The sequence below is a fragment of the Ewingella sp. AOP8-B2-18 genome, from assembly GCF_052376015.1.
Taxonomy (GTDB): Bacteria; Pseudomonadota; Gammaproteobacteria; order Enterobacterales; family Enterobacteriaceae; genus Ewingella; species Ewingella allii.
Map to the genome: position 1 here is coordinate 16,632 of NZ_JBQSVB010000016.1, position 23,049 is coordinate 39,680.

The 23,049-nt window shown below is 39.9% G+C and carries 26 protein-coding genes; 25 read left to right on the forward strand and 1 reads right to left on the reverse strand.

The features are described from left to right. Position 1 precedes the first annotated feature (1 nt). Complete coding sequence (locus ACT3RR_RS21105; protein WP_050296644.1) at positions 2-868, reverse strand: replication initiation protein; 867 nt, start codon at positions 866-868, stop codon at positions 2-4. 1,076 nt (positions 869-1,944) lie between these two features. Between ACT3RR_RS21105 and ACT3RR_RS21110 the strand changes: the two genes are divergently transcribed. The 25 genes from ACT3RR_RS21110 to ACT3RR_RS21230 all read left to right on the forward strand — a co-directional run bounded on the left by ACT3RR_RS21110 (position 1,945) and on the right by ACT3RR_RS21230 (position 22,862). Further along, complete coding sequence (locus tag ACT3RR_RS21110; protein WP_115195444.1) at positions 1,945-2,460, forward strand: J domain-containing protein; 516 nt, start codon at positions 1,945-1,947, stop codon at positions 2,458-2,460. A 56-nt stretch (positions 2,461-2,516) separates the two neighbouring features. Then, complete coding sequence (locus tag ACT3RR_RS21115; protein WP_115195445.1) at positions 2,517-3,059, forward strand: hypothetical protein; 543 nt, start codon at positions 2,517-2,519, stop codon at positions 3,057-3,059. Beyond that, entirely contained in the window at positions 3,056-3,316 is a 261-nt protein-coding gene (locus tag ACT3RR_RS21120) for a hypothetical protein (protein ID WP_115195446.1), read from the forward strand. Before ACT3RR_RS21115 ends, ACT3RR_RS21120 begins: the two co-directional genes overlap by 4 nt. After that, a complete protein-coding gene (locus ACT3RR_RS21125; RefSeq protein WP_115195447.1) occupies positions 3,306-3,542 on the forward strand; it encodes a helix-turn-helix domain-containing protein in 237 nt (78 codons plus the stop codon). The genes ACT3RR_RS21120 and ACT3RR_RS21125 overlap by 11 nt, the downstream gene beginning before the upstream one ends. A 99-nt stretch (positions 3,543-3,641) precedes the next feature. After that, positions 3,642-3,821, forward strand: a complete 180-nt coding sequence (locus tag ACT3RR_RS21130; RefSeq protein WP_115195448.1) for a hypothetical protein — start codon at positions 3,642-3,644, stop codon at positions 3,819-3,821. Between the two features lie 715 nt (positions 3,822-4,536). Then, positions 4,537-5,040, forward strand: coding sequence for a DNA distortion polypeptide 1 (gene ddp1 / locus ACT3RR_RS21135; protein ID WP_117111270.1), 504 nt, complete (start codon positions 4,537-4,539; stop codon positions 5,038-5,040). 3 nt (positions 5,041-5,043) lie between these two features. After that, entirely contained in the window at positions 5,044-6,273 is a 1,230-nt protein-coding gene (gene mobP1 / locus ACT3RR_RS21140; RefSeq protein ID WP_115195450.1) for a MobP1 family relaxase, read from the forward strand. Positions 6,274-6,349: 76 nt separating this feature from the next. After that, positions 6,350-6,616, forward strand: a complete 267-nt coding sequence (locus ACT3RR_RS21145; RefSeq protein WP_115195451.1) for a helix-turn-helix transcriptional regulator — start codon at positions 6,350-6,352, stop codon at positions 6,614-6,616. 10 nt (positions 6,617-6,626) lie between these two features. Next, positions 6,627-6,842 carry an EexN family lipoprotein gene (locus ACT3RR_RS21150; protein WP_228708726.1) on the forward strand — a complete coding sequence of 72 codons (216 nt, stop codon included), beginning with the start codon at positions 6,627-6,629 and terminating at the stop codon, positions 6,840-6,842. Positions 6,843-7,199: 357 nt separating this feature from the next. Next, complete coding sequence (locus ACT3RR_RS21155; RefSeq protein ID WP_115195453.1) at positions 7,200-7,826, forward strand: lytic transglycosylase domain-containing protein; 627 nt, start codon at positions 7,200-7,202, stop codon at positions 7,824-7,826. A 12-nt stretch (positions 7,827-7,838) separates the two neighbouring features. Further along, complete coding sequence (locus ACT3RR_RS21160; protein ID WP_228708727.1) at positions 7,839-8,165, forward strand: TrbC/VirB2 family protein; 327 nt, start codon at positions 7,839-7,841, stop codon at positions 8,163-8,165. 18 nt (positions 8,166-8,183) lie between these two features. Then, positions 8,184-10,931: a VirB4 family type IV secretion/conjugal transfer ATPase gene (locus ACT3RR_RS21165; RefSeq protein ID WP_115195454.1), complete on the forward strand. Its 2,748-nt coding sequence runs from the start codon at positions 8,184-8,186 to the stop codon at positions 10,929-10,931. A 10-nt stretch (positions 10,932-10,941) separates the two neighbouring features. Beyond that, positions 10,942-11,661, forward strand: coding sequence for a type IV secretion system protein (locus ACT3RR_RS21170; RefSeq protein WP_115195455.1), 720 nt, complete (start codon positions 10,942-10,944; stop codon positions 11,659-11,661). A 14-nt stretch (positions 11,662-11,675) separates the two neighbouring features. After that, complete coding sequence (locus ACT3RR_RS21175) at positions 11,676-12,785, forward strand: TrbL/VirB6 family protein (RefSeq protein WP_228708728.1); 1,110 nt, start codon at positions 11,676-11,678, stop codon at positions 12,783-12,785. A 123-nt stretch (positions 12,786-12,908) separates the two neighbouring features. Continuing rightward, complete coding sequence (locus ACT3RR_RS21180) at positions 12,909-13,580, forward strand: VirB8 family type IV secretion system protein (protein WP_117111268.1); 672 nt, start codon at positions 12,909-12,911, stop codon at positions 13,578-13,580. Then, a complete protein-coding gene (locus tag ACT3RR_RS21185) occupies positions 13,580-14,491 on the forward strand; it encodes a TrbG/VirB9 family P-type conjugative transfer protein (protein WP_248006651.1) in 912 nt (303 codons plus the stop codon). The genes ACT3RR_RS21180 and ACT3RR_RS21185 overlap by 1 nt, the downstream gene beginning before the upstream one ends. Further along, complete coding sequence (gene virB10 / locus ACT3RR_RS21190; RefSeq protein ID WP_117111267.1) at positions 14,484-15,602, forward strand: VirB10/TraB/TrbI family type IV secretion system protein; 1,119 nt, start codon at positions 14,484-14,486, stop codon at positions 15,600-15,602. Before ACT3RR_RS21185 ends, virB10 begins: the two co-directional genes overlap by 8 nt. After that, on the forward strand, positions 15,603-16,631 hold the full coding sequence (gene virB11 / locus ACT3RR_RS21195) for a P-type DNA transfer ATPase VirB11 (protein WP_115195436.1): 1,029 nt from the start codon (positions 15,603-15,605) through the stop codon (positions 16,629-16,631). Then, positions 16,618-18,480: a type IV secretory system conjugative DNA transfer family protein gene (locus ACT3RR_RS21200; protein WP_228708724.1), complete on the forward strand. Its 1,863-nt coding sequence runs from the start codon at positions 16,618-16,620 to the stop codon at positions 18,478-18,480. Before virB11 ends, ACT3RR_RS21200 begins: the two co-directional genes overlap by 14 nt. Positions 18,481-18,492: 12 nt before the next feature. Beyond that, complete coding sequence (locus tag ACT3RR_RS21205) at positions 18,493-18,903, forward strand: cag pathogenicity island Cag12 family protein (protein ID WP_115195437.1); 411 nt, start codon at positions 18,493-18,495, stop codon at positions 18,901-18,903. After that, a complete protein-coding gene (locus tag ACT3RR_RS21210; RefSeq protein WP_172721774.1) occupies positions 18,896-19,201 on the forward strand; it encodes a TrbM/KikA/MpfK family conjugal transfer protein in 306 nt (101 codons plus the stop codon). Before ACT3RR_RS21205 ends, ACT3RR_RS21210 begins: the two co-directional genes overlap by 8 nt. A 115-nt stretch (positions 19,202-19,316) precedes the next feature. Then, positions 19,317-19,718, forward strand: a complete 402-nt coding sequence (locus ACT3RR_RS21215; RefSeq protein WP_228708730.1) for a thermonuclease family protein — start codon at positions 19,317-19,319, stop codon at positions 19,716-19,718. A gap of 15 nt (positions 19,719-19,733) precedes the next feature. Further along, positions 19,734-20,012, forward strand: a complete 279-nt coding sequence (locus ACT3RR_RS21220; RefSeq protein ID WP_115195439.1) for a hypothetical protein — start codon at positions 19,734-19,736, stop codon at positions 20,010-20,012. A gap of 37 nt (positions 20,013-20,049) precedes the next feature. Next, positions 20,050-22,356 (forward strand): type IA DNA topoisomerase, encoded by a 2,307-nt coding sequence (gene topB, locus ACT3RR_RS21225; protein WP_115195440.1) that lies wholly within the window; start codon positions 20,050-20,052, stop codon positions 22,354-22,356. Between the two features lie 50 nt (positions 22,357-22,406). Further along, positions 22,407-22,862 carry an H-NS family histone-like protein gene (locus ACT3RR_RS21230; RefSeq protein ID WP_115195441.1) on the forward strand — a complete coding sequence of 152 codons (456 nt, stop codon included), beginning with the start codon at positions 22,407-22,409 and terminating at the stop codon, positions 22,860-22,862. The last annotated feature ends 187 nt before the right edge of the window (positions 22,863-23,049 follow it).

Below are 23,049 nucleotides of genomic sequence, written 5' to 3' on the forward strand. Positions count from 1 at the left end.
CCTAATCAATAGGCGGGAATTTTTTATCAAACATATCTAAAAACTCACTATCTTCATTTGGCAACTCTGTAGATTCTAATGAATAAGTGAATTTCAATGTGTTAACTTTCCTTCCTATTTTCCCAGAAACTTCAAAACTCAGTTCCTTAATCTCAGTATTTTTTATAATCTCTTTAACAGACTTATTTAACACATCCCTTTTAAAAGCTGGGAATTCTGGATATTTGTATTCTTTATTTCCGTGAGAGTCTATAGTATATAAATTAAGTTCTTCTTTCAGTTCATCAACAGACATTTCAAAAGACATGATTCTTGGATTATTGCTATGTATTTTCCTGATTAGTTGATACAACGAAGATGAGTTTACACTAGAAAGTCTCACTACGGATAAAAGAACTTGAGTTGTATACCTTTTTTCAGAACCAACTAATTTGCATAAAAATCTTTTCGCAGTGTTAGTGAATTTTATGCCGACTCGACCTTCATTCTTATAATATGCCGAAAATTCAGTAAGGCTCAAGTTCAATGAATCAGGTACGTTTTTAGATGTGAATGGGAGATTTAACTCACTGCTTAAATCTAGAATTTCATCGTTTCTTAATTTTAAAACAACACTATCCAATATATTTGCACCATCTTTAAGAGCAAGATATGCAGCATCAGGTTTAACATTAACCCATTTAGTATAATCGGAGGCATTAACATAAAATATATGGTCATCATCAAATTCGTTTTTTGAATTGATTTGACTCATAGCCAAAAACAAAACTTTTTTGGCCGCCATCGGCAAAGTGGAAAGAGTAGAATTTAACTCATTCCTATGTCGAACTTTGGTCAGCCTTGAAAGTGATGTTTTATTCATGCTCATTCTCATCTATGCCAGTTACCTTCTAGCTATCAACTTATCATTCAAAACATGATAACGCAATTTCTAATTTATCATGTTAAACCGATTTTCTTCTCATGCTTTACGCCTTTCGATGCTATGCAGCGCCTGACTTCTTCATCAAAAAACCCGCCCAAAGCGCAATCGCTAAGAGATTCAGATACAATCAACATAAGATTGGAAAAAGATTTAACAGGAAAAACATATAGTAATCTTTTTTTTGCCCCCAATCTGTTAATTACACCGAGGAACCTCTCATGTTTAACCGAGGAACCTCTCATGTTTAACCGAGGAATCTCTCATGCTTAACCGAGGAACCTCTCATGTTTAACCGAGAATGTTATCATGCTTGACCGAGGAACCTCTCATGTTTAAAGATTATAATCCATATATTTCAGCAAGTTATACCGATGTAAGTTTTTAAGTCTTTAAAGAAAAAAAAGAAGATATAAGTTATTTAATGCACAAAGCCTGTGGATAAATCAGCATAAACACAGGGGATTGATCTTGCTAGGCATTCAGATTACTGCTCTGATAAGTATTGTGTAATATTTAACCATTGTGTGTAAGAGCCATTCTGTTAGTACCGGTTCACTTCCGCTTCCTCGCTTTGCCTGTTCGTTCCTCGTCGCTATGCTCCTGCGGTACGCCTCAGCCAAAGACTGCGGCGAGCGGTATCTCCTTTCTCGAAAAGGCTTGATCTAATCACAGACTAAGATCTTGAAGAGATCCTTTTTGGATCTTTTCCTGCAAAGCAATAGAACGCTCTCAGAGCCATTTTCTTTACCCAGCCCTGCCAAAGTTACAGCTAATCAGCAAAATACGCTCAGAACGCTTCTCAGGACGATTTATCGCGTAAGTATTCCAAAATTGATAAAGCATTCCGCTAACACAGTTTACAACTGTAAAGAGCAAGATTGATTTACAATGTATTTACATTGTAAAGATGCAAGGGGGGGGGATGTTTTGCTTGCCAATACGTCCAAATAGACGTATTATTAATTCATCGAAAGAGAACGTTCTCTTTCACCATAAGCCCAAACGGGCAGGAGCTTAAAATGAATATCCAAGAAGCATTAAATATTTTTGGTCTATCTGGCGATCTGACAGAAAAAGACATTAAGACAGCATATAAAAAAGCTGCTTTAAAATATCATCCAGATCGTAATCCATTGGGCGCAGAACTGATGAAAGCCGTAAACGCTGCTTTTGATTTCCTGATGGCTAACATTGATAAAATCAATCAGTTTCAAAGTGCTGATGAAAACGCCCGATATGACTACAGTGAAGAATTGGAGAAAGTGTTGAATGTTCTTTCTGGATTATCTGGAGTGGTTTACGAAGTCATTGGTAACTGGATCTGGATCAGTGGTGACACCAAAGAACATAAAGACACTCTAAAAGAAATGGGGTGCAAGTGGGCAGCAAAGAAAAAACAGTGGTTCTATCGTCCTGAAGAACACAAAAGCCGCTGTAATCGTAAAGAACACAGCATTGATGAAATCCGTGAGATGTATGGCACAGCCGGACAACACAAAGCGAAAGGCTGGAGGAAGGTAGAAGCAAGCGCATAAAATCTACAGGGGGCGAAAGCCCCCATCAAAGCAAGACATTATCACGGGGCATTAAAATGAAATCATTCTTTGAACGTTGGCAACCAGTTTTTGAAATCGTGTGTCGTATCCTAGGGAATGGGTGGCGCGTTAACCTTCTTGATGATTGCCAGTACCGTATAAAACTTACATCCCCGAAGTTTAAGAATTACTCTGTACATATACGGAATGAAAAAGAGAGACTTTCAATCGTGGGAAGCGTGGATAGTCGCAATTGGCGTAGTCCATGCTATTCCTGCACCGTATCACTATTTCGTAATCCTGTTGAGATAGCCGCCGATATTGAGAGGAAAATTTTAGCAAATGCCCTGCAAGATGTGGAAAAGGCGCTTGAATGCGAAAAGAACATACAGGCAGAACGGGAACAAAAACGGATTCTGAAAGGGATGTTATCGCAACTTGTACAGCTTGAAAACTGGTACGGAACGTTAACAGGCTTCAAAGTGGAAAATGGATTGAACGGACAAATAACCGAGCATGGTGATGGCTATGGTTTTCTTGTTCGTGGCTTGAGTTTGGATCAACTTATTACACTAACTGGAATGGTGAAACAGCTATGAGAAAAAACAAAGGAGATATTACCTACTATCTTGAGGAAAACGCAGGTGTATACCATTTCGTAAAAAAGATTAAGACTCGTTCAAAACTCATGACCGAAGGTAAAAGTAAAATTACTAAAAAAATGTTAAGTGAGTTTTATTTCGTTGAAAATGAATTTAACTTGATTGATTTTACCACTAATGGTTTAAGAGTGGTCGATAAAGAAATTATCATTACAATGATTAAAGAAATTAAGGAGAGTGATCGTGATAACTGATAATACGCCGGAAAACATTAAAAAACTACGTGAAAAATTAGGGATTACGCAAACTGAATGCGGAAAACTCTTTGGTGTAGGTTTAAGAACATGGCAAAAAAAAGAGGAAGCTAAAACCCATAACCGTTTGAGCTTATCAAAAGGGGAGTTTGAATATCTTCTTTTAATGGCTGGGGAGCATCCTGATTTTGTTTTAGAAAAGAGAAAAAAAACTGAAAAAGAATAAGCTATTCACTTGTTGATACGTCTAAATAGACGTATAATAAAATCATTGAAAGGGAAAGCATCTTTCACCATAAGCCCACACGGGCAGGAGATTTAAAAAATGAAAAGAAAGAAACCGTTTGATATAGCTAGTTTTCATGAATCAGTAAAAAGGGATTACGACACTGGTTTAATCACACTGGAACAAGCCGCTATTGAATTTTACAAGGGTAATTGGACACCATACATAGACATAGAATACACAAAGAAAAAGTTAGGAGTAAAATGCTATGAAAAATGAATTATATGAAAAAGAATACGAGGAATATTTTAATTCCTTGAAAGAAGGTGATGAGGTGTTAAATTTAAAAGAATTTATAGAGTGCATATACAGTAAAAAGGAGGTGGAAAACTAAATGTGTGAGAGGTGTGATCAGGTTGTTCGAGCAACCTGATCACCGTTAACAAACAAAACTTAGTGAGGTTTTAATATGTCAACACAACAAATCGTACAGGTTGCAGATTCACTTGTCAAAGGATGGGAAACACGAATCCCTGCTATGAAAGGTAGGGAATGGGATCAATTCCGATGGTGGTTAAACTACTTGCAAGGATATGCAATGTTTTAAATATATTTCGTAGGGGCTGGAATGCCCCTTTTATGCCCTGAAAGGGCATGGAGGCGAAGCCGGAAGCCCCGCAGCGAAGCGAGGACATAAAAGCGTCACGGCGTTAGCCGCGACAACCCCCCACACTGCAAAGCCAATGAGCGAAGCGAACTAGTTAGCACGAACGTATAGCAGCTTGGTTGCCAGATGGTCGGAGACAAGAGAACGTTCTAGCGACTTATATGCTCTATTTGAATCTTCCTGTACATTAAATGGGCGTTCTGTAGTTTAGGTATGCTAGAATCAATGCAGGATAGACAATCCGCTAGAAATTGGTACCAATTTTCTATCTGATTGTCCAAAAACGGGGTTTTTGCCTGTGCCTGCCGCAGGCTCTTTAGGTGAGTTATGAAACAAGTAAAATTCAGGCTAGATGATGATGAGTATGAGCTTGCTAAAGTTAATGCTGCCGTCTGTGGTGTTAACAGTGTCAACGTTTTTGCAAAGCGTAAGGTGCTTGAAGTTGAGACAACACCTCTATCAATTCATGTATCAGATAAGCCAGCAAAAGCCGTTTTTACCTATCTTTATCCTCATGAAATTGAAATTTTAAAACGTAATGCAGCATTGCATGGCATGAGTATGAGTCGTGAGATAGCAATCAGAGTAAGGCAGTCTTTATTAAAAAATGAAGTTTGCCTTTATCCTGATGAAATAAAAGACTTGAAAAAACTAACCACTGCAATTGACCGCATAGGCCGTAATATACATTTTATCATAAAAGGCGAAAGATTTTGTACGGTAAATGATCCGGATTTTAGAAAGGAAGTAGTTGAGGTTATTGGATTATGTCAGTCTATTGATTCAGCTTTAGAGACTTTAACCAAAAGCGTTGTTAACAGGTTCGGGTGATTTATGGGCGTATTTGTTGAGAATGAATATAGAACAAAACGAGCAAAAAGCTCAGATAAAGCAAGCCAGCCAGCAAAACTAACAGGTCGTCAAAGTCATGCCAGTAAATCCGCATTTAACCATAAAGCTCAACATGGTTCGGATAAAAAATCATACGGTTCAACCCCATCAAAAGAAGTGACTTTTAAAATAACTGGTTCAGGTAAAACTGTTGCAGGTATAAAAAATGGAGTTGATTACATAACGCGAGAAGGTGAGCTTGAGGCTTACTGTTATGATGGTAATGGTATTGAAGTTTCTGGAAAAGGTGACGACTTTAATAAAGAGTTTACAGTCACTCTTGCGAAGGGAAACGATTATGATAAAAAGTACCGTGGTGAAAATATTGATCATGTAAAAAACATGGTCTTTTCCCCGCCTCCAGATGCTAAAGTAAGCCGAGAGGATGCGTTAAAAGCAACAGCAGAGTTTTTAAAAGAAAGCTATCCTAATCATGCATTTGTAGCAGTCTATCATGATGATAAAGAAAAGCACCCACATGTGCATGTTAACTTCAAACTTAAAAACGAAGATACAGAAAAGCGTTTAAGGTTGACTAAGGACGAAACAAAAAAATTTAGGCAAGGATTTTATAGAAAACTTGAAGGCATGGGTTATGATGTTGCGGCAACATGGAAGAAAGATCCAGAACGTAAACGTGAGGTTGAAAGGCTACAGGCCGAGAACCCTAAGCGATTGAGGAACGTTTACAAGGTAGTCGAATTTGGCGAAACTGCTTATCAGAACAAAGCAGGTGAAAAGAGAACTCCCTATCTGACCTATGAAACCCTTAAAGGTGGTAAGCAGGTAACGATTTGGGGCAAAGATTTGAAAAGCCACTTTGAATCAGAAAAGTTGCAGGCTGGCACGTTAGTTAAAATAAAAAAATTGTCACCAACGCGAGTCCGTAGCCCGATGTTTAATGATGATGGTTCCGTTGCTGGTTACAGAGAGAGTCAACGTAGTAACTGGCAAATAGAGAACATAGGGATTGAGCGTAACAGAGAACGTGAGATACCAAAGGCAATAACCAACCAGCCAGATGATAAAGCGGTTAAACAACAGATTGAACGGAAGAATGAGCGCTCTCGTAACATTGGATTTGCGCTTGAAAATGGTTTTACGAAGGATTCAACTGAACATAAGAAGCAAAAGCAGGAGCAGGAAAGAGGTTGGAAAGGGTTCGGTTTTTAAGTTGATTTAGGCGTAGGCGAACAAAGCGGCTACTTTGTTCACCTACTGATCACAACAACCTGAATGAGAGGTTATCATGACTAGGGACGATGCTATCCGTATTTCCCGGCTACATCAAATTTTCACAGAGGAACAGTTGAGTGATCATCAGAAAGACATTGCGATGATGTACGCAATTGGTAGCACAATCGAAGAAATTGCAGACGAAAAAGGCATAAAGCCGATAACTGTAAGAAATCATCTTGATGTGGTGAGACATACGTTAGGTGATGTTACTTTGTCTGGTATTCGTACAGTAGTATTCTTACGGGTGCTGTCAGTTTTTTTGGTTAATCATGTATAAGGAAATAAAAATGCTAAGAATCATGATGTTAGTTTCATTATTGGCTTTGAGTGGGTGCGGCGAGGAAACCAAGAGTGTTGATTGGTGGCGGAATCATCCAGAAGATGCCTTGAAAAAGGCCGATGAGTGCAAGAAATCCGGTGCTGATACGGATAACTGTAAAAATGTGAAAGCTGCTCTTTTCAGAAATAAACAGCAAGACGCACCCATTCCCACCTTCAACTAAAAGCTGATGAAAGCCCTTTGATAAGGGCTTTCTTACCAAATTAAGAATTTTCTCTATCGGTTTTTCAAACTTTTCTGAAATCAATATTTAATCCATTTAAACGGCGATCATAATTTTTATGATTGCCGTTTTTTGTTTGTCAGGCGATTCTCTCACAATCACAAATCACGAGAGTTTTAATCACCGAATATGAAAGAGAGTAACCGAGGGGATGAAAACAAAGAGACACACGTAACGATAAAACTTGATCGTCAACTTAATGACTTCATCGAAAGACGGGCGAAAGAATCCTTGCGTAATAAAAGGCATCAAATCGTCTATATGCTGATGCAGTTAATGCGCAAGGAGGGATGAGTTATGGCAGGGATTTTACCTAGTTTGCTTTTGTGCGCGGCCTCGGTGCACCCTGATACAATCAATGATGTTGCTCGCGTTGAAAGTGGGTTTAATCCATTTGCTATTGCAGAAATTATCCCAAAAGCAGAACGTGATGAATCAGGTAAAACTGTCATTACACACTTACCATCATCGAAAGAAGATGCACTCGAAGTTATACGTGAGATAGAGAATAAAAAAAGACGGTATTCCGTAGGATTGATGCAGATTACCAGTACAAATTTTTCATTATTCAATACATCGGCGGAAAAACTCTTATCACCATGCGAAAACCTATCGGTTTTCGAAAAAATTATTGTTGATTGTTATCAGAGGGGAGGGGATTTAGAAAACGCTCTTAGTTGCTATTACTCTGGTAATTTTTCAACTGGTAAAAGAAAAGAGTCAGAGTTTAGTTATACCAGTTACATAGAAAGAATTGGTTATAAAAACGATTCTAACAAATATCTTGTTCCAAGCACAAAGAACGAAAGGGGAGATAGTGGCATAGGGAAAACTCACAGCAAAAAAAAATCAGTAATTTATCCAGAATCAATTCTTAAATCAGCTTTTGTCGATAACGCCATACCGACAAAAATCATCAATTAAAAGGGTATTAACATGTCTATTAAGAAGACTTTCCAAAACGGTGTAAGTGCGTGTGTTTCAGCTATCAACATGCGCAAAACTAGCTTTGCGGCCTCGATTGCTGGGGCAACTATCGCATCACCGGCTTTCGCTGATGGGTTCTCTAAAGCAGAAAGCCTGTTGGAGAAGGTTCAGACGGGGCTAAGTGGCCTGTCTATTGTTACGGTCACAATTGCCTGTTTATGGGTTGGCTATAAGGTGTTATTCGGTGGCAGTACCATTCGTGAATGCTCACCTATCATCATTGGCGCGATCGTCATTGCCAGTGCCGCCGAAGTCGCCTCTATGATGGTTGGTTAACAAACTAGGGACGATAGTATGTCGATACTTTATAAGGCCATGACGCGCCCCGCAATGTATCTGGGTGTCCCTGTCGTCCCACTTACTGTGGTCATTGGGGCATTCTTCTTGTCAGGGGTATATGTAAACAAACTGGTCTGGTTAGCGATACCTGTCGCTATTTTCATTTTAAGAATGATAGCGAAACAAGATGACCACATATTTAACTTGTTTTTCCTGAAACTAAAGTTGCTGGGAAATTCTGCTTGTAATAGATATTTCGGAGCGAGGGCATTTCTTGCATCGCAGTATGAGCCAGTTGACATTGATGAGTTCACTCAGGCTATGAAACTAAACGAAAGAGTTTCGCTGGAAAAGCATATCCCTTTTTCCAGCCATGTAGATAAACATTTTGTTAAAACGAAAAATGGTGATTATGTCGCCACATGGCAGCTAATGGGCGTTAGCTTTGAATCGTTATCAGAAGCTGCACTGGAAGCTATAGATTCTCAGGTGGCTACTTTAGTCCGCTCTTTCTCAGGGCTGTCTGTATCGTTCTATAATCATACCATTCGTGAGAGTTTCTATGATGGCTTTGATATAAAATCAGGTAATAAGCACGCTGATATTGTTTCTGGTCGTTATTATGATTCGCTCAAGGAAAATAAATTCAAAGGTAATGCTATTTATTTTTCTGTTGTATATCGACCTGATAACAGGCTTGATAAACTTGAAAATAAGAAAAAAAGCCTTAAAGAAAAACAGGAAAGCATTGATATTCATATCAGTAAAATGAATGATATTATCAATACTCTTTCTAGTGGCTTGGATAAATTCACATCTAATCTTCTTGGTATGTATGAAGAGGACGGTAACGTTTTTTCATCACAGCTTTCATTTTATAATTATCTGTTAACAGGTAAACATCAAAAAATACGTGTTACCAAAACACCTATTTACAATGTGCTTGGTGGCGTGGATGTGTTTCTTAATCACGATACAGCACAGGTGAAAAGAATAGATGGTAGCCGTTTTTTCCGCTCTATTGAAATTAAAGATTTTTCCAGTGAAACATCATCTGGTGTTTATGATGCGCTACATTTTTCTGATGTAGATTATGTGATTACCCATTCATTTACTGTAATGAGTAAGACAGAAGCATTAAATGCCATTAAGCGTACAGAGAAACAGCTTAAAAGCACCGAAGATGATGCAGTAACACAGTTGCAGGAGCTTGAAATCGCGAAAAACGATCTCGTTGCTGGGGAGATTTCTTTTGGCTATTATCATTTTACTCTAATGGTGTTTGCCGACTCCATTAAAGAACTGGATGAATCAGTTAGCAAAATATCTTCTGATTTTATTGATTTAGGTATGGTTGTTGTATTATCTACGTTATCTTTACCTGCTGCTTATCTTGCGCAGCTCCCAGCAGTATTTAATCTAAGACCACGACTATCACCTATATCAAATGCTAATTTTGTTGAACTGGCATCGTTCCATAACTTCTATCAAGGGAAACGCGATAAAAATTGCTGGGGTGAAGCTCTCGCCATTTTGAAAACTCCTAGCAAACAGGCTTATTATTTGAATCTTCACAACTCTGTCTTGTTTAAGGATGAAGTTGGAGAGAAAAACCTCGCAAATACTAAAATAATCGGTACTGCGGGTTCAGGTAAAACAATGCTGCTTTCATTTATCGCCTGTATGTTACAGAAATATAATAATCCAAGTACGTTTGCTAATAGTGCTAGACAGAAAAAAATGACCACTGTTTTTCTGGATAAGGACAGAGGGGCAGAGTTATGTCTCCGCATGTTGGGCGGTGAATATTATACAGTAAAAAGCGGTGAGCCTACTGGCTGGAATCCCTTTGCGCTTGAAGCAACTAAACGCAACCGGATTTTTGTAAAACAACTAATGGCAATCCTTTGTACCCGCAATGGCGAAACTTTGACAACCCGTGAAACACTGCTCATTGGTGAGTCTGTTGATGCCGTAATGGATTTTCCAGCAGGGGAAATGCGGGAATATGGCATATCTCGTATGCTTGAGCACCTCATGCAGAAAGCAGACCGTGATGAGCAGGAAAACGGGATCATTCTACGTTTGTCACAGTGGGCTAATGGTAACGCGAATGGCTGGGTATTCGATAATGCGCAGGACACTTTCAATATTCAGCATGTAAACAATTTTGGTATTGATGGTACGGAGTTCCTTGATGATCCAGTTGTGTGTGCGCCTATCACCTTCTACTTGCTGTATCGCATTACTCAGCTTCTAGATGGTCGCCGTCTTGTCATCTTCCTAGATGAATTCTGGAAATGGCTACAGGATGAAGCATTTAGCGATTTTGTTTATAACAAGCTAAAAACTATTCGTAAGTTAAATGGGCTTGTTATTCCAGCGACACAATCACCTGATGAAATTTTGAAAAACAAAATTTCACGAGCAGTAGTCGAAGTTTGTAGTACCAGTATTTATCTTGCTAACCCTGATGCTGATTTTGATGATTATGTAAATGGGCTTAAATGTACGCCGGAAGAATTTAATATCATTAAAAATCTTGATCCAATGTCCAGACAGTTTTTGATTAAAAAAAGCAGTCTGAAAAAAGGTGATGGTAAGGCATTTTCGGCATTGGCTACTCTGGATTTATCAGGACTTGGTGGATATTTAAAAATCCTATCAGCCAGCGCCGACAATTTAGAAGTGTTCGAAAATATTTATCGCAATAGTATGTCTCCTGATGATTGGATTCCTACATATCTTGAGCAAGCAATTTAGTGAGGTTTTTATGAAAAAGACAAAGGCCGTTTTATTCTCTGTTCTGCTGTGTACTTCATTTTTCTCCACTGCGGGTATTCCGGTTGCAGTTGATGCAGATCCTATGAGGGATGTTCAATGGGCGCAGGATTGGGGGCAGAAGATTAAGGAATGGACTGACACTGCCGCACATTATAAAAGCCAGATACAGGCTTATAAAGACCAACTTGCTACTGCTACAGGTGTTCGTAACATTGCATCGTTTACTAATGAATTAAGTAATCTGCAATCAGAGTTGACGAATATTTATAAGCAAGGGGATAGTTATATATCCAGCTTTACTAACGATCCTACTGGCTCTTTAAGCAGTGAGGCACAAAGTCTTTTTAAAAAGTACGGTGCATTCGATATGTGCAATACGGGATATGCCAAAAATGACAATGTATGTAAGGCTAAAGTGGTGTCTACCGCTGCCAGTATCGAACAAGGGAATGTAATCAATAAACAGTTATCAAATACCATGTCACAGATTCAATCATTAAGCAGCCGTATTGAATCTTCTAAGGATATTAAAGAGTCTCAGGATTTAGCAAACTCTTTACAGGCTCAATCCCTGAAAATGCAAGCAATCAAGATGCAATATGATGTATGGGAAAGCAAAAATAAAGCTGATGCAGAAATGTTGAAAACGCAACAAAAAGCAGAGTTTAAACAACAACAGTTGCAAGCGGCTGTTCCTGATTTTCAATAAAAGAGGGTTGGTTTATGGCTGGTCAGGGTTTTTTCGTTAAGTTCAATAATACAATAATGGACTCTGTGCAGAAAATCAGTGACTCCTATCAAAGCCAGTTTGCCAGCGACATTATGACGCTGGCGGCGGCTTCGGTAACATTGTATGTGTTGTGGAAAGGCTATCAGACGCTTGCAGGGAAAACGCAAACACCACTTCCCGATCTGGCATGGGATTTAACGAAGTTCGCCATCATTATTACTTTCATAACTAATGCGGGAGGTTATTTAACCAGCGCAACTACTGCAATGGAAGGTATTAAAGACGGTTTATCCGGTGGAGTAAGTGTTTGGCAGACGCTAGATAATCTTTGGGCGAGTACACAGAACCTTGCTGAAAAAATTTATCAAAAAGATACCGATTATATTCCTCTTGCTGGAGCATTTGGGATGGCGCTTGTGTGGGCTGGCTCAATGATTTTAATGGCGATTAGCACAGTGGTTTATCTCGCCGCTGATGTCACGATGAAACTGCTCATTATCACAGCACCTATCTTCATATTCTGCCTGATGTTTGGTTTCTTGCGTCAGATGTTCAACAACTGGCTACAGTTGAATTTTTCTAGCATTCTCACGGTTTTATTTGCCTCTCTGGTGATCAGAATCGGTATGGATTATCAGGGGGAAATTTTACAGCAAGTATCCAATGCAGCACCAAACAGCAACGTAGTTACTGCCGGAGCTATGGGGTTCATGGCGGGCTTGTTATCAGCGCTGTTGGTTATGCTTGCCCGTATGTTCGCAACACAGCTTGCAGGTGCTGGCGTCGATGGTGCTGTGCAGGGTATGGCAATGATGGGGTTAGGTGCTGCTGGCGTTGGGGCATCCCGTTTAGGTATGTCTGGGGGCAAGGCTGGATTCGGATTAATGAAAGGGCTTACGGGTAAAGATGTTGGTAACACAGCGTCAAACTCAAGTCGTCTTGGAAACTTTCTTGGTCGGGGAACTCGTTCAGCGTCTGAATGGGCTGGTCAAAAAATGCAAGGTGCTGATGCGTGGGCAGGGCAAAAAATACAAAGCGGCATTAATTCAATGGCTGATCGCCGCAGGGCATCACTTGCTAAAAAAAGGAGTGAAGCAGCATGAAATTAGAAAAATTAGTTCTATTGATTTTCATTTTTTCGATTATCGGATGTTCCAGTAAGGCAACTTTACCGTCTGATGTCTCTGGAAAACTTGAACCAATAAACCATAGTCAGGTTATTAGCTATGAATAAAAAAATTAAAGAGCAAATTGATACCGCAAAATCTTTCGAAACTCAGATTCATGCTGAAAACGAAAAATCTAAAAAAACTGCTTGGTGTGTGGCTTCGGTTGCATCACTACTGGCAATTTGTTTGGGGGTTGATGTCGCGATTCTTACTCCTTTAAAAGAGAAAGAACTCGCTATTGTTAGCGTTGACAATACTACTGGACGAACAGAGTTAATCACACAGGTAAAACAGGAACAGATTTTACAGTCAGAGGCGCTGGGGCGTTACTTTGTCGATAAGTATATCTCTTTGCGAGAGGGCTATAACTATCCTTCATTACAAAGTGATTATGAAACAGTACAGCTATATAGCTCTAATACGGTGAAAGATGATTACCTACGCCTTTTTGCCAGTGATTTAGCCCCTGACAAAGTGCATAACAATAACGGGGCTTATGTAGTAGTTGAACGGTTATCTAACATTATAACTGATGCAACTGCACCAGATAGGCTTTCTACATCTCGATTCAAAGTCATTAGTAGAAATTTCAGAACAGGGCAAGTGACCATCTCCTATTTAGCTCTGCGTGTTACTTATCGCTTTGATTTGAAGAAAAGCAGTGCAACTAATCCACTTGGATTTACTGTAACCAGTTATCAGGCAGATAAAGAAATCAGGGGGGAATAATGGACACTAAAAGTTTAATTATCGCTTTAAGCCTGTTTTCACCTTTCTTAGTGAATGCTGCGGCAGTTCCTCAGTCGTCAGGCTATGACGCAAGGATGCAGAATGTGAGTTATAACGCTGCAAACACCACTGTGATTAAATCGAAAACAGGTTTTTTAACGTCAATCGTTTTTGACGAAGGCGAAGCCGTTATAAGTGCTAGGGCTGGTTTTCCTGCTGGTTGGGAGATTGATAAAGATGATAACGTTGTTTATGTGAATCCTCGGCCTGTGGTTCAGCAACAAGAAAATGCAGAAGGAGAGAAAGAACAAAAAATTTTCCAACCTGTAGCTAAAGAGTGGGACACGAATCTTTTCGTCAGAACAACAAAAAGAGTGTACAGCCTCGATTTAGTTATGATTTCTGATGAACAAAAAAATAGCCCCGCATATGTAGTTAAATATAGTTATCCTGCGGAACAGGCAAAATTAAGAGCGGAAGAAGCTAAAAAAATTCAAACGCAACAAGAGGAAATAAAAAACAAAAAAGTTATAGCTAACAATTTTGAAAGCGCCGACGCACCAAAGAATTGGGATTATTACATGCGAGTCAATGAAAAATTTGATAGTCGCAGGATTGCTCCTGATTTTGCTTATGATAATGGTGTTTTTACTTACATTGGTTTCAACTCAAGCAAAGTGTTCCCTGCCCCGTTTATGTATAAAGATGGGAAAGAACAAACATTGTCTTTCAATGTTCAGACGAAAGGGAAATATAAAATAATGGTTGTTCACAGTGTAAACGATAAGTTTGTTCTTCGTTATGGTAACAGTGTTGTTGGTGTGGTTAATCAGTCGTTTGGGAAAATAATTACAGACCAAATTAATACGGCATCACCAAATGTTGAACGTGTCGAGGTGAAAAATGACTGATATAAAAAAAACCGATGATCTGGTTGAAGATGCAAATCAATTGAGGCAGGAGCAATCACAGCTTCATAACATTGGTGGAGTAAAATCTAAAAATAATCGCTTTAAAATGGGATTGCTGTTTGGTTTTGCCACAATTCTTATTGTGGCTATTCTTGGCCTGAAAATTTACAAAAACTTTTACTCCGAAGAGCCTCAAGCAGCATCTACTGTAAAGGCTGATGATAATGCCTCGCAAGTTGGTAAGGTTCGTACAGGTATGGGACAAAATTTTGACCCTGTAGCGAACGAGACAACCAGCGGGAATGGTGCGGAAACGACGAGTAACAATCCTGCACCAACGGATAAGTCAACTTCCGGCCAGTTCCAGAAGTATCTCTCTATTCCTGTCTCAGGGCAGTCAGGCAGCAATAGCGAACGTCAAAATAGCACAGGAACGGTTCAACAAGACGAAACGAGCACAAGCCAGCCAAAACCACAGGCTAAGGCTGTAACTGCATCCCGTATGCAGGTATCAGCAATCAAGCTAGATCCAAACCTTTATATTGAAGAGAACACCATTATCCCGTGTGCACTCACAACGCGCTTTGTTTCAGATGTGGGCGGACGTATCAATTGCGTGATCACAGATGATGTGTGGAGTGCTAACCATCACACGAAGCTGATTGAGAAAGGAACTAAAGCATTTGGCAGTTACAAAACCGGTACTCTGAATCATGGACAGGGGCGCATGTTTATTATCTGGAATCAGTTACGCACACCTGATTTTAAAAGAATTGATTTAGTAGATACTGCGGCAGCAGGTGCCTTGGGCGAAATGGGTATTGATGGATGGATTGACTCACATTTTTGGGATCGCTTCGGTGGTGCAATGCTAGTAGGGATGATTCCTGATGCAATGCAAGCACTTAGTGGAGCATCAAATAATAATAAAGATAATCAGACCGATTATACAGCAAACAGTCGGGAAGCATTTGCCGAGATAGCGAAAGAAGCGGCAGCAAACAGCGTGAATATTCCACCAACTATGTACAAAAATCAGGGCGATATCATATCTATTCTTGTTGGTGACGATATTGATTTTTCTGGTGTCTATCAGTTAAAGGCAAAATAAATGACGAATAATGTTGCTCCACTGATAAACAATAAATCTCTGGATTTTTATAAACGACAAGTTTTTCAGCCTTATCTTGATATTGATGGATTAACAGAAATTGCTGTAAACCGTTCAGGGGAGGTCTGGACGGAAATTAACGGTGAATGGTCAGTGCATGATGATGAGAAAGTCACCTTTGACTTTTGTAAGCGTTTTTCTCAGACATTAGCTTCATTTCGTGGTGATGAAGTTGGTGATACAAAACCTTTGCTTTCAGCAACACTTGAATCAGGTGAGCGTGTGCAGGTTGTTTTTCCTCCAGCGTGTGAGAGAAACACCATATCTATTACGATTAGAAAACCATCAACAAGGCAGGTAACGCATAAGGAATATATAGAAAGAGGATTTTACGACTATGTTCAGTCAGGGAAAACGTATCATAGCCATGATGATACGCTTCTTGAACTCTTCAAACAGAAAAAAATTGCGGAGTTTATGGAGTTCGCTGTAAAAGTTGGCAAAAACATCGTTTTTGCGGGCGAAACAGGTTCAGGCAAAACTACCTATATGAAAAGCCTGATTGATTTTATTCCGTTAAGTGCAAGGCTAGTTACCATCGAGGATGCGGAAGAAATAGAGTTCTTTATTCATAAAAACTTCGTTCATCTTTTTTATCCTTCGGAATCTGGAAGTGATTCAGGCTCAATAATCACCGCTGCAAAGTTAATTAAATCTTGTTTAAGGATGAAACCAGACAGGATTTTACTTGCAGAAGTAAAAGGTGGTGACGCATGGGATTTTATCAAAGTAGCGGGTTCTGGACACAGAGGCAGCATGACGTCTATTCACGCAGGTTCTGCGAAAGACGCCATCATTCAGATGGTGACGAAATGTTATCAAAATATGGAATGCCAAAACCTGCCATTTGATGTGCTTAAAAAAATCATTCTGGACAATATTGATATTGTTGTTCATGTGGGAAGGGATGGTGTTGTTAGACATATGAGTGATATTTATTTTAAAGGGGCAGATTGTGAAAAAATTTAACAAACAACAGTCTGTATTTATCTTTGGGATCATGTTGGCCTTTACGTGGTTTTCTGGTTCGTTTGCTTTCTTTGTCCTTTACTTCAACCAAGTGCAAAACATTAAACCATTGAAAGCGATATTCAAGGCAATAGACGCATATAACATGGACTCTTTCATCAAAAGCTTGGTGCTGACTGGTGTTGCAGACGAGATAAGGTTGATTGCATTTCTTGCCCTGTGTTCAGGCTTTGTGTTGTCGTTGGCGATACCAGTAATGGCATTAATCAAACTAAATGAGGAAAAGGAAAATGTGTTTGGTGATGCGAGATTTGCCACGATAAAAGATGTAAAGGAGTCGAATAGTTTTACTCTTGATGGCGACGAAAAAGAGGGAATTATTGTTGGCCTTAAAGATAAAAAAATAATTCGCTATGTTGGAGCCGCTTTTAGCGCTATGGGGGCGGGTACTCGTGCAGGTAAAGGGGCAGGTATAGTTATTACTAACCTGATGAAATATTGGTGGAGCGTGATAATACTCGACCCTAAGCGTGAGTGTTTCAACATTACCAGCCTAATCAGAAGAGTGATTCTTCGTCAGGAGGTGTTTAAATTTGACCCCTTTAGCTCTGTCACTCACCGATTCAATCCTCTTTTTTATGTCAGTATGGGAACAAGTGAAGGATTTAACCAGTTAGAAAATCTCGCGCTGATTGTTTACCCGTATAAAACAGATGGTGCAGACGCGGGTAGTTATCTCAACAAAACAGCAGGGAGTTTGTTTAAATCTCTTGCTGTTACTCTTTGGTTTATGATAGCAAAGGATAAACAAGCATTAAAAGAGCTTGACATTGAACCCTTATTTTCAATGTCAAAAATTAATCTTCTTTTTGAACGCGCTGACCCTGAAAACTTACTTTCATTTCTTAGTGAAATACGTGGTGATTTGAAAGGTAAAGAAAAAACACTGGTTGATATAGGTGTGTCTGGTCTTAAAGCATTCATTGAAATGGAGGATAAAACAAAAGCACAACTTAAAAGCAATTTCCTTAATGGATTATCCCCATTCTCTAACCCGAACGTGGCGAAAGCTACTGATGGAAATGATTTTGACTTACGTCAGGTTAGAAAAAAGAGAATGACCGTTTATTTCTGTATCTCAGGTGATAATGCACGCCTTGCCGAAAAAGTGACAAACATTTTTTTCCAGCTTGCTATTCAGATCAACCTTGAAAAGATGCCTACGGATGATCCAGAGATAAAGCATGACTGTTTATTTCTTCTTGATGAGTTCCCGTCAATTGGTGCTGTGGATTACATCAAGAGCAAATCTGGCCTTATCGCTGGCTACAAGCTGAAATTGTTGATTGTTTATCAGGTTGGCTCTCAGCTTGAAGAGATCTATAGCTATGCTGGCAGCAAAACGCTACTCGCCAGTGCGCCATGCAAAATTGTCTATTCAGCTTCCGATGTTAAGGATGCGCGCGAACTGTCAGAGGCTATGGGGACTAAGACGGTCACTATTGGCTCTAAAAGCAAGAGCCGTAGTCGTGGCGGCATGTCTCGCTCAGAGTCCGAGAGTCTTATTGAACGTCCTCTGGTAACGACTAACGAACTCCTCACACTAAAATTTAGTGAAGAAATTCTCGCGATGAAGGGGGAAAACCCGATTCGATGTGAGAAAGCTTTTTACTACATGAATGAATATTTCTTTGGCGATTTTATTAAGGTAGCACCTTCTTTGGAGAGTGTTTTCCCTAAAAAGAACGGTAAGTTGTCAATGCCACCTCAAAAGGTATTTGAAAACGAAATTGTTGCTAAAGGCTATCTCGCTATAAAAGATGTTCCTGATCTCGATATGGCTGCATAAAAGGAAATCAAGATGAAAGTAATGCTGATAATCGTAGTTCTCGCTCTTACTGGGTGTTCATCCCCTCCAGAACCAACTCCTGTAGAGTTTGGCAAGGTAAATGAGATTGTAACCCCTTCTCTACCTTATATGGCTGATTTTTACGGTGTCATACCATCAGAGACTAATGGCCTTGGATGGACATTTAGCAGAACTTTTTCAAAGAGAGAGGATTTTACTACTCCAGAGTATTACTACGCACTGGCACATGCCGATAGAGTTATTGTTTACACCAGTAAAGCCGATCTTTGGTTTCAAGTAAGGGATGGGTTGAAAGCTCAAGGAGCTAGAGGTGTTATCGAGTGGGCATATCAATCTTCTTTTTTACCAGAGCAAATAAAAATAACCTTCATTAAAACATATCAGGAGAGAAAAAATGACTAGAAAGTTTTTAATGGTTTTACCTCTGCTTACAGGGTTAGGATTGGTTTCAGTTAACGCACATGCTGCTGATCCATGCGAGGTAGTACTCTGTATGTATGGGAAAGCTATTGGTAGCGGCGGTGGAGGTGAATGTAAAAGCCCTGAAAAAGCATTTTTTAACATAGTGAAAAAGAAAAAAGGCTCTATCCGATGGGATAAAACCTTTGATGCTCGAAAATCATTTTTGAATCAATGCTCATCGGCTGATCCGTCTGCTATTTCAAAAATCATGAGTAAGTTCGGGAAGGTTAAAGGCTAAATGCATCCCCGCATCGCATCAACGGTAGCGGGGAAAAATGGAAATTAATATTTTGAAAAAAAACATACTAGTGCTTTCTATAATTTTTTTCTCTGGTTTCCTGTCTGCCGCAGAAATGCGGGGCAAAGTTATCCGTGTTCTTGATGGTGACACTATCGAAGTATTACAGAATAAAAAGCCCGTAAGGATTCGCTTGGCAAACATCGATGCGCCGGAAAAGACACAGGCTTTCGGACGTTGGTCAATGAATCAACTTAAAGGTCTGGTTGCGGCACAGCCTGTTACGGTGACGTACACGCAGACAGACCGCTACGGGCGCATTATCGGGAACGTGTTCATGACGAACGGCACTGAAGCCAGCCGATTCATGGTGCAATCTGGCGCTGCATGGGTGTATGAGCGCTATAACACGGATAAGGCATTACCGGATTTGCAACGGGAAGCTCAGAAGCAAAAGCGCGGCCTGTGGGCTGACAGTCAACCAATGCCGCCGTGGGAATGGCGGCATAACAAATAAGATTAGGAAATCAACATGAAAACAGAATCGTTTAAAGTCAATCTGGCAGACTGGATTAAACAAGAAGAGGCTGAATCTGGTGAAAATGCGTTTTACCACCCTAATACTGAATACTTCAAAGTTATACGTGAAATTAATCAGCATGAAACTGAATTTATCGCTAATAGTGGTGATTTAGTAAAAATGGCTGAAAAGCATTCTGTTACTTATAACCAACTCAATGAAGAAGATAAAGAGTTTGTTAATTTTCGCCTAGATGAAGAAATTTTCTTCATAAGTTATGACGATGAGTGAATTCGTTTTCAATAATCTTGAATTTGAGGGTAGTTAAATGAGACTGTTTATTGCAGAAAAACCATCTTTAGCTAAAGCTATTTTTGAAGGGCTTGGAGGAAATCCAAATACAGAAAAGAAAAATGGATACTTTCAGCATGGTTCTGATGTTGTTACTTGGTGTTTTGGTCATATGCTTGAACTATGTGATCCAGAGGATTATGACGATAAATACACTAAATGGCGATTCAGTGATTTGCCGATCAAAACGACATACCCGCCTACTTACAAAATAAAAAGAGAGGCAGAAGCACAAACTCGTATCATACTGTCATTGATTGAACAAGCTACCAGTATTGTTCATGCTGGAGATCCAGATGAAGAAGGCTGTTTGCTTGTTGACGAGATTTTAGGTTATGCCAATAACAAAAAGCCTGTAGAACGTTTATTGATAGCTGATCTCAACCTTGCACCAGTGCAAAAGTCACTTGTAAACATGCAGCCAAATGACAAATTTAGGGGTATGACAAATAGCGCATTGTCGCGCTCACTGCTTGATCAGAGCTTCGGTTATAACCTAACTCGCGGTTGTACCCTCAAAGGCCAAGAGAAGGGCTATGATGGCACCCTGAATGTAGGGCGTGTACAGAGCGCGGTTCTTGGTCTGGTGAATCTGCGCACACTGGCAAATCAGAATCATGCCGAAAGTTTTTACTATGATATTTTCGCAACGCTTGAGATGAACGGGCATCAGGTAAAGGCTAAATATCAAACCACGGATAGTGATCAGATTGATGATAAAAAACGGCTCATTTCAGATGCACAAGCGCGGCATATAGCTGAACGGGTTTCGGGGAAAGAGGCAATAGTCACGATAGCTGCCACAAAACCAGAAAACACTAAGCCACCGTTGCCGTTAGATCTTTCAACTCTCCAACAGATTTGCGCGAAACGCTACGGCTATAAAGCCAAAGAAACTCTTGAAATCATGCAGGGGTTGTATGAAACACATAAACTTCTAACGTACCCACGCACCGATAATCGCTATCTATCGGATGAACATTATTATCAAGCTGGCGATATTGCCGCAGCCATCAGTGCGATAATGCCGGAACTGGCTACAGCAGCCGCAGATATGGATAAGGGACAGAAGCATAAAGCGTTTAATGCAAGCAAAATTGAGGCTCATCACGCTATTGTTCCAACCACTAAGAGCGGTGCAGGTATCCAGCTTAGCGAAAAAGAAAAGAACGTTTATAGACTGGTCGCTACCTACTACATCGGTTTGTTTTGGCCTGATGCTATTCGGAATAAAACGAAAGTACATTTTGATATCAAAGGTGATACTTTCTCCGCGACACAAAGTGTTTTAGTGCAGAAAGGATGGGAGGCATTGGGTAAAGACAGTAGCGATGATTTAGAATCTGATGATAGTGAGCTTACAGGCTTTGATTTATCAACACTGAAATTTAATGATAACGGCCTTTGTGAATCTGCTTTAGTAGATAAGAAGCCAGCACTACCGCCAAAATATTTTACTGAATCAACGCTAATCGCAGCAATGAAAAGTGCTGGAAAATTTGTTGATGATCCTGATTTGCGTAAAGCGCTTGAAGCTAAAGAGGGAGGCGGGACATTAGGAACGGAAGCTACTCGTGCTGGTATATTAGAAAAATTGGCGGCTAATACAGGGCTATTAGCTATTGAGAAAGAAAAAGGTTACTCAGAGCTTGTCTGGAAAACAACTAAGCAAGGACAGGAGTATTGTGCTGCATTACCTAGTGAAGTGGTAAAACCTGATATCTCCGCTCGTTGGGCAGAAAAACAAGCTAAAATCAAAGCTGGAGAGCTGGCTGTAAGTGATTTCATTAAGGAAACTGACGAATATATTAGTGAGCTTATTAGCGATTTGGATAAGAACGGTATAAATATATCATCAAATGCGGCTCCCTGCCCTGTATGTAATAAAGGCTTTTTGCGTAAACGTAAAGGGCAGAATGGCTTCTTTTGGGGATGTTCATGCTATCCTGAATGTAAAACTTCATTCCCTGATAAAGATGGAAAACCCGTCACTGACAAGAAGCCAGAAGGAGCAAGCTCTCGATTAGAGATTCCTTGTCCTTCATGTGGAAAAGAAATACTCATCAGGCCGAAAGGTTTTTTCTGTACGGGTTGTGAGTTTAAGATCTGGCAAGAATTTTGTGGTAAAAAATTAACTTCAAATCAAGTTGAAAAATTGATTAAAGATGGCAAATCAAATCTGATTAAGGGCTTTAAAAAACGTGACGGTAACACGTTTGATACCGAGCTTGTTTTAGAGGATAAAAAGACTGGTAAACTTGGTTTTCCAGTAAAGAAAAAGTAAACTGCCTCCGGCGAGCTAATGAGCGTTAACTAACTGACAGGAAACAACAAATGACAGAACTTTCTAAAGATGAAGAATACGGTATTGTATCTAAGCATCTTGGTAGCATCACCGCTTTAAGAAAATTTGCGCAAACGAAAGATTTTGAGTGGCTGGAAGAAGTTAAAGGCAAACTTGAAGCGTTAATCAGTGAGTCTCGCGAAGAGTATGAGTTGAAGAAACTTGAGGCAGAAGAACTGGAGCAAAAAAGGCAGCAAGCGCTTGAATACATCCGTTCTCTTGGCCTCGATCCTGAATCCCTTGCGGAACCTGTAACAGTTGGTGGCATCAAGACTAAGCGCAAAAACGCTAAAAGTGGTGCAAGAAAAGCTAAATATCGCTTTACCGATGAGGGCGGGAACGCTAAGGAGTGGTCTGGCAATGGTAAACGTCCATCAGCGTTGCAGAAGCTACTCGATGCAGGCCATTCTCTCGATGAGTATCTAATCAATAAAGAGCAGCCGTAATCGATAACCGTGATGCCGTCGCAAACTTGTTTTGCGACGGTTGAGAGGTTGACCGAGCCGCAAGCGGCGCTGGTTAAGCCGCTATCGGCACGATGTATGCAATCGCTCTGTTTCGCACACAGAAACGCCGCAGCCCCGCCATTCGGGAGTCAATCAGAAGCGCCTTGGTCAAAAAACAGTTTTAGCG